The 12,715-nt window shown below is 71.1% G+C and carries 12 protein-coding genes; 1 reads left to right on the top strand and 11 read right to left on the bottom strand.

Features of this window, described 5'->3' with window-relative positions; translation table 11 throughout:
* Positions 1 to 182 precede the first annotated feature (182 nt).
* Complete coding sequence (locus AA23TX_RS19505; protein ID WP_155543922.1) at positions 183 to 878, bottom strand: TetR/AcrR family transcriptional regulator; 696 nt, start codon at positions 876 to 878, stop codon at positions 183 to 185.
* Positions 879 to 965: 87 nt separating this feature from the next.
* Between AA23TX_RS19505 and AA23TX_RS19500 the strand changes: the two genes are divergently transcribed.
* Positions 966 to 1,958, top strand: a complete 993-nt coding sequence (locus AA23TX_RS19500) for an aldo/keto reductase (RefSeq protein ID WP_155543921.1) — start codon at positions 966 to 968, stop codon at positions 1,956 to 1,958.
* On the opposite strand, the gene AA23TX_RS19495 is transcribed toward AA23TX_RS19500, so the two are convergent.
* The 10 genes from AA23TX_RS19495 to AA23TX_RS19450 all read right to left on the bottom strand — a co-directional run bounded on the left by AA23TX_RS19495 (position 1,937) and on the right by AA23TX_RS19450 (position 12,685).
* Positions 1,937 to 3,043 (bottom strand): glycerate kinase, encoded by a 1,107-nt coding sequence (locus tag AA23TX_RS19495; RefSeq protein WP_155543920.1) that lies wholly within the window; start codon positions 3,041 to 3,043, stop codon positions 1,937 to 1,939. The two genes, AA23TX_RS19500 and AA23TX_RS19495, sit on opposite strands and share 22 nt — an antisense overlap.
* Positions 3,040 to 3,417, bottom strand: coding sequence for an allophanate hydrolase-related protein (locus tag AA23TX_RS19490; RefSeq protein ID WP_155543919.1), 378 nt, complete (start codon positions 3,415 to 3,417; stop codon positions 3,040 to 3,042). Before AA23TX_RS19490 ends, AA23TX_RS19495 begins: the two co-directional genes overlap by 4 nt.
* 9 nt (positions 3,418 to 3,426) lie before the next feature.
* On the bottom strand, positions 3,427 to 4,878 hold the full coding sequence (locus AA23TX_RS19485) for an NCS2 family permease (protein ID WP_155543918.1): 1,452 nt from the start codon (positions 4,876 to 4,878) through the stop codon (positions 3,427 to 3,429).
* A gap of 124 nt (positions 4,879 to 5,002) precedes the next feature.
* A complete protein-coding gene (locus tag AA23TX_RS19480) occupies positions 5,003 to 5,485 on the bottom strand; it encodes a nucleoside deaminase (protein ID WP_155543917.1) in 483 nt (160 codons plus the stop codon).
* Position 5,486: 1 nt separating this feature from the next.
* Complete coding sequence (pucD, locus tag AA23TX_RS19475; RefSeq protein WP_155543916.1) at positions 5,487 to 7,778, bottom strand: xanthine dehydrogenase subunit D; 2,292 nt, start codon at positions 7,776 to 7,778, stop codon at positions 5,487 to 5,489.
* Positions 7,775 to 8,245, bottom strand: coding sequence for a (2Fe-2S)-binding protein (locus tag AA23TX_RS19470; protein ID WP_155543915.1), 471 nt, complete (start codon positions 8,243 to 8,245; stop codon positions 7,775 to 7,777). The genes pucD and AA23TX_RS19470 overlap by 4 nt, the downstream gene beginning before the upstream one ends.
* On the bottom strand, positions 8,236 to 9,105 hold the full coding sequence (locus AA23TX_RS19465; protein WP_155543914.1) for an FAD binding domain-containing protein: 870 nt from the start codon (positions 9,103 to 9,105) through the stop codon (positions 8,236 to 8,238). Before AA23TX_RS19465 ends, AA23TX_RS19470 begins: the two co-directional genes overlap by 10 nt.
* 193 nt (positions 9,106 to 9,298) lie before the next feature.
* Positions 9,299 to 10,987, bottom strand: a complete 1,689-nt coding sequence (gene gcl / locus AA23TX_RS19460; RefSeq protein WP_155543913.1) for a glyoxylate carboligase — start codon at positions 10,985 to 10,987, stop codon at positions 9,299 to 9,301.
* 1 nt (position 10,988) lies between these two features.
* The gene (locus AA23TX_RS19455; RefSeq protein ID WP_155543912.1) at positions 10,989 to 11,876 is read right to left on the bottom strand and encodes a 2-hydroxy-3-oxopropionate reductase; all 888 of its coding nucleotides are present in this window, start codon (positions 11,874 to 11,876) and stop codon (positions 10,989 to 10,991) included.
* The gene (locus tag AA23TX_RS19450; protein WP_196425378.1) at positions 11,873 to 12,685 is read right to left on the bottom strand and encodes a hydroxypyruvate isomerase family protein; all 813 of its coding nucleotides are present in this window, start codon (positions 12,683 to 12,685) and stop codon (positions 11,873 to 11,875) included. The genes AA23TX_RS19455 and AA23TX_RS19450 overlap by 4 nt, the downstream gene beginning before the upstream one ends.
* Positions 12,686 to 12,715 lie beyond the last annotated feature (30 nt).

Here is a 12,715-nt window from a genome sequence, read left to right as displayed (position 1 = left end):
GCAATGTCCGATCGGGCTGGATCGATGCAGATGTGCTGTCGTCACCGCCACCCCGAAGCCGGATTGTCACTACGGCCGGCAGCACCGCGTCAAGGCGGGACAGATGCTTTGACCCGGCGTTGCCGGCCGTGTTCTGGCTTCGGATCGGGGTTGCGGGAGGGGCCGGGTGTCCTGCGTGCGGGTTACGCGTCCGCTATGCGGTTCAGCCACTCCTCCAGCAGTACGCGCTCTGCCTTGGTCAGCGACTCCGCTCCTTCGAGACCTGCGCGCAGCGCTATCGCGCGTTGGGGCAGGTCTGACCCCGCCGGCTCCTCTGCGTCGGTGAGGATTCGGGTCAGTACCGTCTCCCTTGCCGTTGCCGACAGCTCTGGGTCGCGGTCCTGCTCCGGGGTGGCGATCAGGTTCAGCACCACGCCCATGCCCGTCGCGTGCACCAGCCGGGCCGCGCGCTCCACGCTCACCCTCAGGCGGCCCGCCTCCGCGACGCGCTCGACGATGCTTCGCAGCATCGCCTCCGCCTCGCGGGCGGCCGGTGACGTTCGGCCTGGGCGTGCGTCGCCGTACATCAGCACGTAGAACTCTGGGCGCGACAGCCCGAACTCGACGTGGAGGTTCCAGCCTCGGCGGAGGTCTTCGACCGCGTCGCCCGTCGAACCCAGCTCGCGCTTGCTCGTCAGGTACTCGTCGAACCCGTACGCCGCCACCGCGTCGAGCAGGCCGTCCTTGTCTCCGAAGAGGCGATACAACGCCGGCGGCTGGACACCTGCCGCCGCGCTCACCGCGCGGGTCGAGAGGCCGTCGCGCCCCTCTGCCACCAGGAGCGCCGCCGCTGCTTCGAGGATGCGCTCGCGGGTGTCCGTTGCCGTCTTCGTTGCCATGGTTCCAATGGTAACAAATTCCCAGTAGCAGTCGTTGAGTATCGGTGATACCTTCGAATCGGTAACGACGGAAACAGGGAGAACACCATGCACACCCGCACCCTCGGCCGGACCGGTCCGGCCGTCAGCGCCCTCGGGCTTGGCCTGATGGGTATGTCCGATCTGTACGGCCCGGCTGATGAGACCGAGTCGGTCGCCACCATCCATGCCGCTCTTGACAGCGGCGTCACCTTGCTCGACACCGGTGACTTCTACGGCATGGGCCACAACGAAATGCTGCTGCGGGACGCCCTGCGCGGCCGCAACCGGGACAAGGCCGTGATCAGCGTCAAGTTCGGGGCGCTGCGCGGCCCTGACGGGGCCTGGCTCGGCAACGACAGCCGTCCGGAGGCCGTCAAGACGTTCCTCGCCTACAGCCTGCGGCGGCTCGGCACCGACCACATCGATGTCTACCGGCCGGCCCGGCTCGACCCCGCCGTGCCGGTCGAAGACCAGGTCGGGGCGCTGGCCGAGCTGGTCCGGGCCGGCTACATCCGGCACATCGGCCTGTCCGAGGTCGGCGCCGGCACCCTGCGCCGCGCCGCCGCCGTGCACCCGATCTCCGATCTGCAGATCGAGTACTCGCTGCTCTCACGCGGGATCGAGGCGGACATCCTGCCGGCCGCCCGCGAGCTGGGTATCGGCGTCACCGCGTACGGCGTCCTCTCGCGTGGCCTGCTCAGCGGGCACTGGACGCCGTCGCGGGAGCTGACCGCCGGTGACTTCCGCGGCCACAGCCCGCGGTTCCAGGGCGAGAACCTCGAGCACAACCTGGCCCTGACCGACGCACTCGGCAAGCTCGCCGCCGGCAAGGGCGTCACCACCGCGCAGCTCGCCATCGGGTGGGTCGCCGCGCAGGGTGCGGACATCGTCCCGCTCGTCGGCGCCCGCACTCGTGCCCGGCTCGCCGAGTCGCTGGGCGCGGACCTGGCACTCACGCCCGCTGACCTGGCGGAAATCGAGGCCGCTGTCCCGGCCGGGGCCGCGTCCGGCGATCGCTACGCCGCCGCCCTGCTCGATCATCTGGACAGCGAGAAGTAGTCGATCGCCACGCGGTGGGCGAGGCGGCGCAGCAGCGGCGCCGCCTCCGCCATGCACCGCGCCGGGTCCGGTTCGAGATCGGTCAGGGCGTACGCGGCCGAGATGCCCGCTTCGGCCAGTTCCCCGGAGGACAGCCGGCAGCGGCCGGACACCGCGACGCACGGGATGCCCCTGGCCGCCGCGGCCCGGGCCACCCCCGCCGGAGCCTTGCCGGACAGCGTCTGCCGGTCCAGTGAACCTTCGCCCGTGATGACCAGCGCGGCTCCGGACAAGGCCGCGTCGAACCCGAGCAGGTCGAGCAGCAGCTCGATGCCCGGCCGCATCCGGGCGCCCAGCACGGCCATCGCGGCGAAGCCCACTCCCCCGGCGGCGCCCGCGCCGGGCTTCGCGGCGAACTCCGGCCCCACCTGCGAAGCCCAGTGCCGCAACGCCGCGTCGAGGGTCTCGACGTCGCCGGGGGACGCGCCCTTCTGCGGCCCGTAGACGGACGCTGCGCCGTGCGGCCCGTACAGCGGGTTGTCGACGTCGCTCGCCAGCTCGATGTCCACTCCGGACAGGTCCAAACGCGACAGATCCACCGAAGCGAGCCGGGACAGGGCTTCGCCGCCGGGCGGGAGGTCCCGCCCGGCGGCGTCCAGGAGCCGCGCACCCAGCGCGGCCAGCATTCCCGCGCCACCGTCGGTGCACGCGCTGCCGCCGACACCGAGCACGATCCGGCGGCAGCCCGCCCGCACCGCGGCGGCGAGCACGTCGCCGGTGCCGGCGCTGGTCGCGGTGAGCGGTGCGAGGGCTCCCGGCAACCGGTGCAGCCCGGACGCCTCCGCCAATTCGACGACCGCGGTGTCGCCTCGCACCGCGTAGGACGCCGTCACCGGCTCGCCGGTCGGCCCCCGCGCCGGGACCCGCACGCGGCGGAACCCGGCGGCGACAGCGGCGTCGACTGTGCCGTCTCCGCCGTCGGCCACCGGCAGGACCCGCACCGCGAGGCCGGGGTGGACGTCGGCGAGGCCGGAAGCCACCGCCGACGCCACCTCGGCCGCGGTCAGCGACCCCTTGAACTTGTCCGGCGCGACCAGGACCTTCACGCGCTCGCCTTGTACGCCCGCCAGTCGCCGACGTCGGTGATGTCCCGCAGGGCGACGTGCGAGGTGTAGGGCCGCCGCAGCAGCATCGCGAACGCCGAGCTGCCGTCGGCCAGCTCCACCACGCCCAGCTCCAGCTCGTGCGGCTCGGACGGGAGCACCTTGTCCCGCAGGTCGTCCAGCGAGACGTCGTACACCTCGCCGATCACCGCGGCGCCGCCGTGCGACACCGGGTACAGCGCCGGGCACTGGTCGCCGACCGCGTAGAACCGGTACTTCGGCGCGGTCTTCGCCTCCGCGACGAAGGGCGCTCCTTCCAGGAGGTGGTGCAGGGGTTCGCCGCGCATGGCGCCGCCGTTGAAGAACATCAGGGTCACCGGAACTCCTTAGCGGAAGAGGGCTTCGACGCCGTCGACGGCGAAGTACACCGCGAACACCAGCGCCAGCAACGACAACAGCCAACCGGCTTCGCGCCACTTGCCGCGGCCGATCTTGATCAGCACGAACGCGATCAGGCCGGCGCCGACGCCGTTGGTGATCGAGTAGGTGAACGGGATCAGAGCCGCGGTCAGGAACACCGGGATCGTGTAGTCCGGGTCGTTCCAGGGGATGGTGCGGCACTGGGCGACCATCATGCCGCCGATGACCACCAGTGCGGGCGCCGCCGCCTGGGCCGGGACCACGCCGGCGAGCGGCGTGAACAGCAGCGTCCCGGCGAACAGCAGGCCGGTGACCACGCTCGCGAGGCCCGTTCGGGCGCCTTCGCCGACGCCGGCCGCGGACTCCAGGAACACCGTGTTCGGTGAGGACCCCGTGACACCGCCCGCGATCGCGCCCGCGCCGTCGACCAGCAGGATCCGGCCCATCCGGGGCACCTTGCCGTTCTTCGACAGCCCGGCTTCGTCCGAGACGCTGGTGATCGTGCCCATGGCGTCGAAGAACCCGGAGAGCACCAGCGTGAACAGGAACACCGTGGCCGCGAGCGCGCCCGCCGAGGCGAACCCGCCGAACAGGTCGATGTGGCCGAAGAGCCCGAAGTCCGGGGCGGCGACGACGTGGTCGGGCAGCGCGGGGGTGGTGAGACCCCAGCCGCCGACGCCGAACCCCTCGTGCAGCACCACCGCGACCACCGTCGACACGCCGATGCTGATCAGCACCGCGCCCGGGACCTTTCGGGCCATCAGCACGATCATCAGCAGCAGACCGAAGCAGAACACGACGATCGGCCAGCCGTGCAGGTGCCCGCTCGCCCCGAGGCGCACCGGGACCGTGGTCTGCGCCGCATCCGGCATCCGGGTCACGAACCCGGCACTGACCAGCCCGACCAGGGCGATGTAGAGCCCGATCCCGACGGTGATCGCCATCTTGAGCGGCCGCGGGATGGCGTTCATGATCCGCTCGCGGACGCCACTGACCGCCATCAGCACGATGCACACGCCTTCGAGCACGACCAGCCCGAACGCCTGCGCCCACGTCATCGACGGGGCCATCTGGAACGCGACGATGCCGTTGATGCCGAGGCCGGCGGCCAGCGCGAGGGGCGCGTTGCCGACGACGCCCATCAGGATCGTCATCACGGCGGCGGCGAGCGCGGTCGCGGTGGTCACCTGCGCGGCCGACAACCGGGCGCCGGTGATGTCGGCGGAAGCGCCGAGGATGAGCGGGTTGAGCAGCACGATGTAGGCCATCGCGACGAACGTCGTGACGCCGCCGCGGACTTCGCGGCCGATCGTGGATTGCCGGGCGCGCAACTCGAACAGCTTGTCGAGCAACGAGCGGCGTTGGGGCGGTTCGGGTACTTCGTCGACCACAGGGGTGCCGACTTCGGTCTGGGTCATGCGTCCTGCCCTTGCCGGTGGGTGTGCTCGGCCAGGCCGAGGCACAGCGCCGTGCCTGGGCGAGCGGGACGTTCGATTCGGTTGTGCTCCGGTCAGCTGGCCTTGTGGGTCAGTAAGCGGTGGGTCAGTAGTCGGTGCGGTCGCTCTTGTCGAGCCAAGCCGCGAACGGCGCGAAACCGTCCTTTGCGGACAGTCGCGTCACGGGAACGGTCCACGTGTCACGAGGACGGTCGAACAGTTCGTAGAAGGCGCGGTCGTCGAAACCGGCCTTGGCCGCGTCGTCGCGGTCGGCGGCGAAGAGGACCTTGTCGACGCGCGCCCACAGCGCCGACGACAGGCACATCGGGCACGGCTCGCAGCTGGACACGAGCACGCAGCCGTCGAGCTTGAACGTGCCGAGCGCCTGGCAGGCCGCGCGGATCGCGACGACCTCGGCGTGCGCGGTCGGGTCGAGGTTCGCGGTAACGCGGTTGACGCCGGTCGAGACGATCTCGCCGTCCTTCACGATCAGCGCGCCGAAGGGGCCGCCGCCGTTCGCGACGTTGGTCTCCGCGATCCGGACGGCTTCGTCGAGCCACTCCTGCTCGGCGGAAATCGACGTGGTCATCTCAGACTCCTGTGATGTGTTCGGGGCGGATGGGGACGCGCGGCAGCTCGAGGCCGGTGGCCGCGCGGATCGCGTTGGCGATCGCCGGGGTCGCGGAGATCGTCGGTGGTTCGCCGACGCCGCGGACGCCGTAGGGCGCGTGGGGGTCGGGCCGCTCGAGGACGTCGACGCGCATCGGCGGCATGTCCAGGATGGTCGGGATGAGGTAGTCGGTGAACGACGGGTTCCGCACCTTGCCGTCCTTGACCAGGATCTCCTCCATCACGGCCAGGCCGAGGCCCTGCGCCGAGCCGCCCTGGATCTGGGCGACGACGGCGTCGGGGTTCATCGCCTTGCCGACGTCCTGGGCGCAGTCCAGCTGCACGACCTTGACCAGGCCCAGGTCCAGGTCGACGTCGACGACCGCGCGGTGGGCCGAGAAGCCGTACTGGACGTGGGCGTCGCCCTGCCCGGTCTCCGGGTCGAGCGGGTAGGTCGGCCGGTGGTGGAACTCGCGGGTCTCCTCGATCGCGATGTCCCCCAGCAGTTCGGCCAGGTCGGCGACGACCTCGCCGTCGGCCGCGACGACCTTGCCGCCGGTCAGCGACATACCCTCGGACGACACTCCGAGCCGCGCGTACACCGCCTCGGCGACCGCGAGGCAGGCGTTGCGGACCGCACCGCCGGTGACGTAGGTCTGGCGCGACGCCGAGCTGGAGCCCGCGTCGCCGACGCTCGTGTCGGCCGGGTGCACGCTGACCCGTGTCAGGCCCAGCTCGGTGCGGGCGATCTGCTGCTGCAGGGTGACGAGCCCCTGGCCGACCTCGGCCGCCGCGGTGTGCACCATCGCCACCGCTTCGCCGCCGAGCACCTCCAGGCGGACGCGGGCGGTCGAGTAGTCGTCGAGGCCTTCGGCGTAGGAGATGTTCTTGATCGTCACGCCGTAGCCGACGCCGCGGACGACGCCTTCGCCGTGGGTGGTGTTGGACGCGCCGCCGGGCAGCTCGCGGATGTCGCGCTCCCCGGTCGGCTCGGGCGGCAGCGGCAGGTCGCGGACGCGCTGGACCAGCTCGGCGACCGGTGCCGGGAAGTCCACCACCTGGCCGGTGACCACAGTGGACCCTTCGCTCATGGCGTTCAGGATCCGCAGTTCCGCCGGGTCCATGTCCAAAGCGGACGCGAGCTTGTCCATTTGGGACTCGTAGGCGTACGTCGGCTGGACCGCGCCCAGGCCGCGCATCGCGCCGCAGGTCGGGTTGTTCGTGTAGACGCCCCAGCCCTCGATGTGCGCGTTCGGCACGTCGTACGGACCGACGCTGAGCGTGGTGCCGTTGCCCACCACGACCGGGGTCTTGGACGCGTACGCGCCGCCGTCGAAGTACATCTTCGCCCGCACGTAGACGAGCTTGCCGTCGCGGGTGGCGCCGTGCTCGTAGTACATCTTCGCCGGGTGGCGGTGCACGTGCCCGAAGAACGACTCGAGGCGGTTGTAGCTCATCTTCACCGGGCGGCCGGTGCGCAGCGCGAGCATGCACGAGTGGATCTGCATGGACAGGTCCTCACGGCCGCCGAACGCGCCGCCGACACCGGACAGCGTCAGCCGCACCTTCTCCAGCGGGAGACCGAGGGCCTTCGCCGTCTGCCGCTGGTCGACGTGCAGCCACTGAGTGGCCAGGTAGAGGTCGACCCCGCCGTCCTCGGCCGGCACCGCGAGGCCGGACTCCGGCCCGAGGAACGCCTGGTCCTGCATGCCGATCTCGTAGACGCCGGAGACGACGACGTCCGCGGTCGCCGCCGGGTCGCCCTTGACGATCCGCTGGTGGCGGACGAGGTTCCCGTCCGGGTGCAGCTTCGGCAGGGTGTCGTCGTGGGCGGCGCGCTCGGGGTCGGTGATCGGCTCGAGGACGTCGTACTCGACGACGATCTCCTTGAGCGCCTGCCGCGCGATCTCCGGGTGGTCGGCCGCGAGGATGGCGATCGGCTCGCCCTGGTAGCGGACCAGGTCCGCGGCCAGCGCCGGCGTGTCCTGGTACTTGAGGCCGTAGACGTTCTCGCCGGGTACGTCCTCGTGCGTCAACACCGCGTGCACACCCGGCTGGGCCAGCGCGCGGGAGACGTCGAGACGGACGATCCGGGCGTGCGGGTGCGGGCTGCGCAGCGTGGCGCCCCACAGCATGTCCTCGTGCCACAGGTCGGAGGAGTAGGCGAACTCACCGCGGACCTTGAGCGTGCCATCCGGGCGAAGCGGGCTCTCGCCGATACCGCCGGCGATCGTGTCGTGCAGCTCCTGCGGGGAGCGGGCCGGGGCGCTCATCGGACGGCCTTCTTCGCGGCCGCGTCGCGGACGGCGTCCAGGATCTTCTCGTAACCCGTGCAGCGGCACAGGTTCCCGGCGAGGGCCTCGCGGATCTCGACGTCGCTCGGGTCCGGAACGCGCTCGATCAGGTCGTGCGCCGCGACCAGCAGGCCGGGCGTGCAGAACCCGCACTGGACAGCGCCCTGCTCGACGAACGACTCCTGCACCGGGTCCAGCTCGTCTCCGGAAGCGAGCCCCTCGACCGTGACGACGTCGCGGCCCTCGGCCTGGCCGGCCGCGACCAGGCACGCGCACGCCGGGACGCCGTCCACGTAGACCGTGCACGAGCCGCATTCGCCCTGCTCACAGGCGTTCTTCGAGCCCGGGAGGCCGAGCCGCTCGCGCAAGACGTAGAGCAGGCTCTCGCCTTCCCAGACGTTGTCCGCCCGGCGGGGTTCGCCGTTGACGGTGACGTTCACGCGCACTTCGCGCTCCCTTCGCAGTATTCGCCCCAGGCCCAGGTCAGCGTCCTGCGCGCCATGACGCCCAAGGCGTGGCGCCGGTAGGCCGCGCTCCCCCGCACGTCGTCGATGGGTGACGCGGCCCCGGCGACCAGGTCACCGAACCGGCGCTTGACCGAGTCCGTCAACGCCCGCGGCGACTCCCAGTCCAGCTCCCCGGCCAGGAACTCTTCGGCTTCGAAAGCCCGGCGCGGGGTGGGCGCGGCCGAGCCGACGCCGGTGCCGACGCGCTGTTCGGCGGGGTGCAGCGCCAGCCCGAAGGCGGCGACGGCGATGACCATGGCGTTGCGGGTGCCGATCTTGCTGAACTGCTGCGGCCCGGTGGCCGGGGCCAGCAGCACGGACGTGATCAGCTCGTCCGGCTCCAGGACGTTCCGCTTCACGCCGACGTAGAAATCCTTCGCGGCGACGATCCGGGTACCGCGGACCGAGGCGATTTCGACCTCGGCGTCGGCGGCCAGGAGCGCCGGGTGCGAGTCGCCCGCGGGGGAAGCTGCGCCCAGATTGCCCCCCACGGAACCGCGGTTGCGGATCTGCGGGGACCCGACGGTCCGCGACGCCATCGCGAGACCGGGCAGCTTCGTGCCCAGTTCGGTGATGATCCGGGTGTAGGGCACGGCCGCACCGAGCCGGATCCGGCCGCCGTCGGTGCCGTGCTCGTGCAGCTCGGCGACGCGGCCGAGGTCGAGCAGGGCGCCGGGGCGGCGGTGGTCGAAGTTGAGCTCGACCATCACGTCCGTGCCGCCGGCGATCGGGACCGCACCGGGGCTCGCGGCCTTCGCGGCGAGCGCGTCGGCCAGCGTGGCGGGTCGGAGGAATTCCACTGTGGACGTCCTTTCGGGGCTGCTTCGTGAAGAAGTACACACGCTGAGGTGTGGCCGGGACCACGGCAAAACCCCTGAAAGAAGGGTGAATTCACGGCCCTCGTTTGTACTTTCCGACAACCGCTTGATCGAGCACGCGGAAAGGCCGCCGCACGAGGTCAGGTCTCGTGCGGCGGCCGTGGTCACGCGGGTGTTACGCGGGCTCGAACTCCTTGACGGTGTCCAGGGCGGCACCCATGGCGGCGTTGCCCTCGCGTTCGATCATGATCTCGACCAGGACCGGCCGGCTGGTGCGCTCGGCCTCCTTGCGGGCCCATTCGAGCGACGTCCGGATCTCGGCCGGCTCGTGCACGCGGGTGCCGGAGCAGCCGTAGGCCTCCATGATCTTGACGTTGTCCGTGCCGTTCGCGTCGTAGTGGATGTCGACCTCGAAGTTCATGTCGTACCCGGTCTCGGCCTGGCGGATCAGGCCGAGGTACTCGTTGTTGAGCATGATCAGCACGAACCCGACGTCGTACTGCGCGGCTACCGCCAGCTCCTCGACGAGGAACTGGAACGAGTAGTCGCCGACCACGCCGACGACTTCGGCCTCCGGGCGCGCCTTCTTGACGCCGATCGCGGCGGGAATCTCCCAGCCGAGCGGGCCGGCCTGGCCGCAGACCTGGTAGTGCCGCGGCTTGTGCGCCTTCTGGAACTGGCCCGACCAGATCTGGTAGAGCCCGATCGCGGTGACGAAGTACGTGTCCTCGCCGAAGGTTTCGTTGATCTCCTTGAAGACCCGCGGCGCCTTGATCGGCAGAGTGTCGAAGTCGTCGCGCCGGGGAAGCGCTTCCTTCAGCTCCGCGATGCGCCCGACCCACTCGCGACGCGGCGTCACCTCACGTGCGTCCAGCGCCGTCAGCAGCGCGTCGAGGAACTCGCCCGTGTCCGAGACGATCCCGAGGTCGGGGCCGAACACCTTGCCCAGCTGGGTGGGCTCGATGTCGACGTGGATGAACTTCCGCTCGCCCCGGTACACCGACAGCTCGCCGGTGTGCCGGTCGCCGAAGCGCGCACCCAGCGCCAGCACCAGGTCGGACTCCAGGAAGGCCGCGTTCGCCCAGCGCTGCGACGTCTGGATGCCGGCCATCCCGGCGAACAGCTCGTGGTCTTCGGGGAAGCTGCCCTTGCCCATCAGCGTGACCTGCACCGGGACGTCCAGGCGCTCGGCCGCGGCCCGCAGCCGCTCGCCGGCCTCGCCGAGGATGACCCCGCCGCCGGCCAGGATCAGCGGTCGCTCGGCCGCCAGCAGCAGGTCGAGGGCCCGCTCGACCCGCGCGGACGCGGGCTTCACCGCCGTCACCGGCAGCGGCGAGTCGATCGAGGAGTCCCACTCGATGTCCTGCTTCTGGACGTCGATGGGGAGGTCGATGAGGACCGGGCCCGGGCGGCCGGACCGGGCGACCCGGAAGGCTTCGCGGAAGATCCACGGCAGCTGCGCGGCCTCCTTGACCTGCACCGCCCACTTCGTGACCGGCTTGGCGATCTCGACGATGTCGACGGCCTGGAAGGCCTCCTGGTGCAGCTTGTTCGTGGCGGCCTGGCCGGTGATGCAGATCATCGGGATCGAGTCCGCGTGCGCGGTGTAGAGCCCGGTGATCATGTTCGTCCCGGCCGGGCCGGACGTGCCGATCGCGACGCCGACGTTGCCGTTGGTCCGGGCCCAGCCGTCGGCCATGTGCGTCGCGCCCTCTTCGTGGCGAACGATCAGGTGCTCGATCGTCCGGCCTTGTAGGGCGTTATACAGCGGGAGGATGGCGGCGCCGGGGCAGCCGAAGACGGTGTCGACGCCTTCGCTTTCCAGGACGTCGACGACCGCTTGCATGGCGGGGATTCTGGGCATGTCACACCTCCGCCGGGACGCGGCCCGACAACTGTTCGACGACCTTCAGCAAGGCCGAGTGGTCCAGGGAGCCGTGGCCCATGGCGCGGCCGGCGGCGACGAGCTGGGCGACCAGCCCGGTGAGCGGGAGCGCGACGTCGGCCTGCCGGGCGGCGGCCAGCGCGATCCCCATGTCCTTGTGGTGCAGGTCGATCCGGAACCCGGGCGCGAACTGGCGCTCCACCATGGACTTGCGCTTGAGCTCGAGGATCCGGCTGCCCGCGAGGCCGCCGGCGAGGACGTCGAGCCCGGTCAGAGCGTCCACACCGGACGCCTCCAGCAACACGATCGCCTCGGCGACCAGGCCGTAGATCCCGCCCACGACGAGCTGGTTGGCGGCCTTCACGACCTGGCCGGCGCCGTGCGGGCCGACGTGCACGACGGTCTTGCCGAGCGCGTCGAACACCGGCTTCGCGTCCTCGAAGTCCTCTTCGGAACCGCCGACCATGATGGACAGCGACGCCTGCTCGGCCCCGGCCTGCCCACCGGACACGGGGGCGTCCAGGACGCGGATCTTCTTGTCCCGTGCGGCTTCCGCGACGGCGATCGACGTCTCGGGCCGGATCGTGCTCATGTCGATCAAGAGTGTGCCGGGCTCGGCCGTGTCGAGCACGCCGCCCGCGGCCAGCACGACCTCCTCGACCTGCGGGTGGTTCGGCAACATCGTGATCACGACGTCCGCCCCGGCCACCGCGTCGGCCACGCTCGTGGCGGCGCGCCCGCCGGCGGCCTGTAGCTTCTCCCCCGCGGCGGCGTGGACGTCGTAGCCGCTGACTTCGTGCCCGGCCGCGACCAGGTGCGCGGCCATCGGGGCGCCCATCACGCCCAGTCCGATGAATCCCAGTTTCATGCTCGTCCCCTTCGGATGATCGGCAGCCAGTTCAGCGACGTGAGGGTGTCGGGCTCCGGGACGTACTCGATCCCGACGAACCCGTCGTAACCCGCGTTCTGCAGCCTCGCGAGGTGCCCGTCGAGGTCCAGCGAGCCGGTGCCGGGCTGGTGGCGCCCGGGTGCGTCGGCGATCTGCACGTGCCCGATCCGGGCGATGTACGTCGTCGCCAGTGCGTCCAGGTCGTCGCCGTTGACTGCCAGGTGGTACAGGTCGGCCAGCAGCCGCACGTTGTCGCGCCCGAGGTCGTCGAGCACGGCCACGGCATCCGCGGCGGTCTTGAGCGGGTAGCGGTCCGCGCCGGAGAGCGGTTCGAGGACCAGCTGCGCGCCGATCTTCGCGGCGGCCTCGGCGGCCGTCGCGAGGTGTACGCGGGCGAGTTCGTCCTGCTTGGCGGGGTCTTCGCCGTCGAGCCGGTTGCCGTAGAGCGCGTTGAAGCTGCGGCAGCCGGTGCGTTCGGCGATGCCGAGCGCGACGACGAGGCCGTCGGCGAACTCGGCCTCGCGGCCGATCCACGACACCAGGCCCCGCTCCCCCGCCGCCATGTCGCCGGCGTAGAAGTTCAGCCCGCGCAGGCGGACGCCGTCCAGGCTTCGCACGAACGCGTCGACCTCGTCGCGCGCGGGGACCGCGGTGTCGAACGGCCACCAGTACTCGACGTCGGTGAACCCGGCCTCCCGCGCGGCGGCCGCGCGCTCGAGCAGCGGTACCTCCTTGAACAGGATCGACAGGTTGGCGACGTACGGCAGGGAGTGCCCCTCTTCTGGCATCGCGACCTCAAATTTCACTATCCGGAATTT

Origin of the sequence: Amycolatopsis camponoti (assembly GCF_902497555.1) — a bacterium.
Classification (GTDB): domain Bacteria; phylum Actinomycetota; class Actinomycetes; order Mycobacteriales; family Pseudonocardiaceae; genus Amycolatopsis; species Amycolatopsis camponoti.
Note: the sequence above shows the minus strand (reverse complement) of the source record. Positions and strands in the feature narration are given on the sequence as shown.

Bases quoted from the DNA above. Each gene is read 5' to 3' on its own strand.
- AA23TX_RS19505 (WP_155543922.1), bottom strand. From the start codon at position 878: ATGGCAACGAAGACGGCAACGGACACCCGCGAGCGCATCCTCGAAGCA.
- AA23TX_RS19500 (WP_155543921.1), top strand. From the start codon at position 966: ATGCACACCCGCACCCTCGGCCGGACCGGTCCGGCCGTCAGCGCCCTC.
- AA23TX_RS19485 (WP_155543918.1), bottom strand. From the start codon at position 4,878: ATGACCCAGACCGAAGTCGGCACCCCTGTGGTCGACGAAGTACCCGAA.
- AA23TX_RS19480 (WP_155543917.1), bottom strand. From the start codon at position 5,485: ATGACCACGTCGATTTCCGCCGAGCAGGAGTGGCTCGACGAAGCCGTC.
- pucD (WP_155543916.1), bottom strand. From the start codon at position 7,778: ATGAGCGCCCCGGCCCGCTCCCCGCAGGAGCTGCACGACACGATCGCC.
- gcl (WP_155543913.1), bottom strand. From the start codon at position 10,987: ATGCCCAGAATCCCCGCCATGCAAGCGGTCGTCGACGTCCTGGAAAGC.
- AA23TX_RS19455 (WP_155543912.1), bottom strand. From the start codon at position 11,876: ATGAAACTGGGATTCATCGGACTGGGCGTGATGGGCGCCCCGATGGCC.
- AA23TX_RS19450 (WP_196425378.1), bottom strand. From the start codon at position 12,685: ATGCCAGAAGAGGGGCACTCCCTGCCGTACGTCGCCAACCTGTCGATC.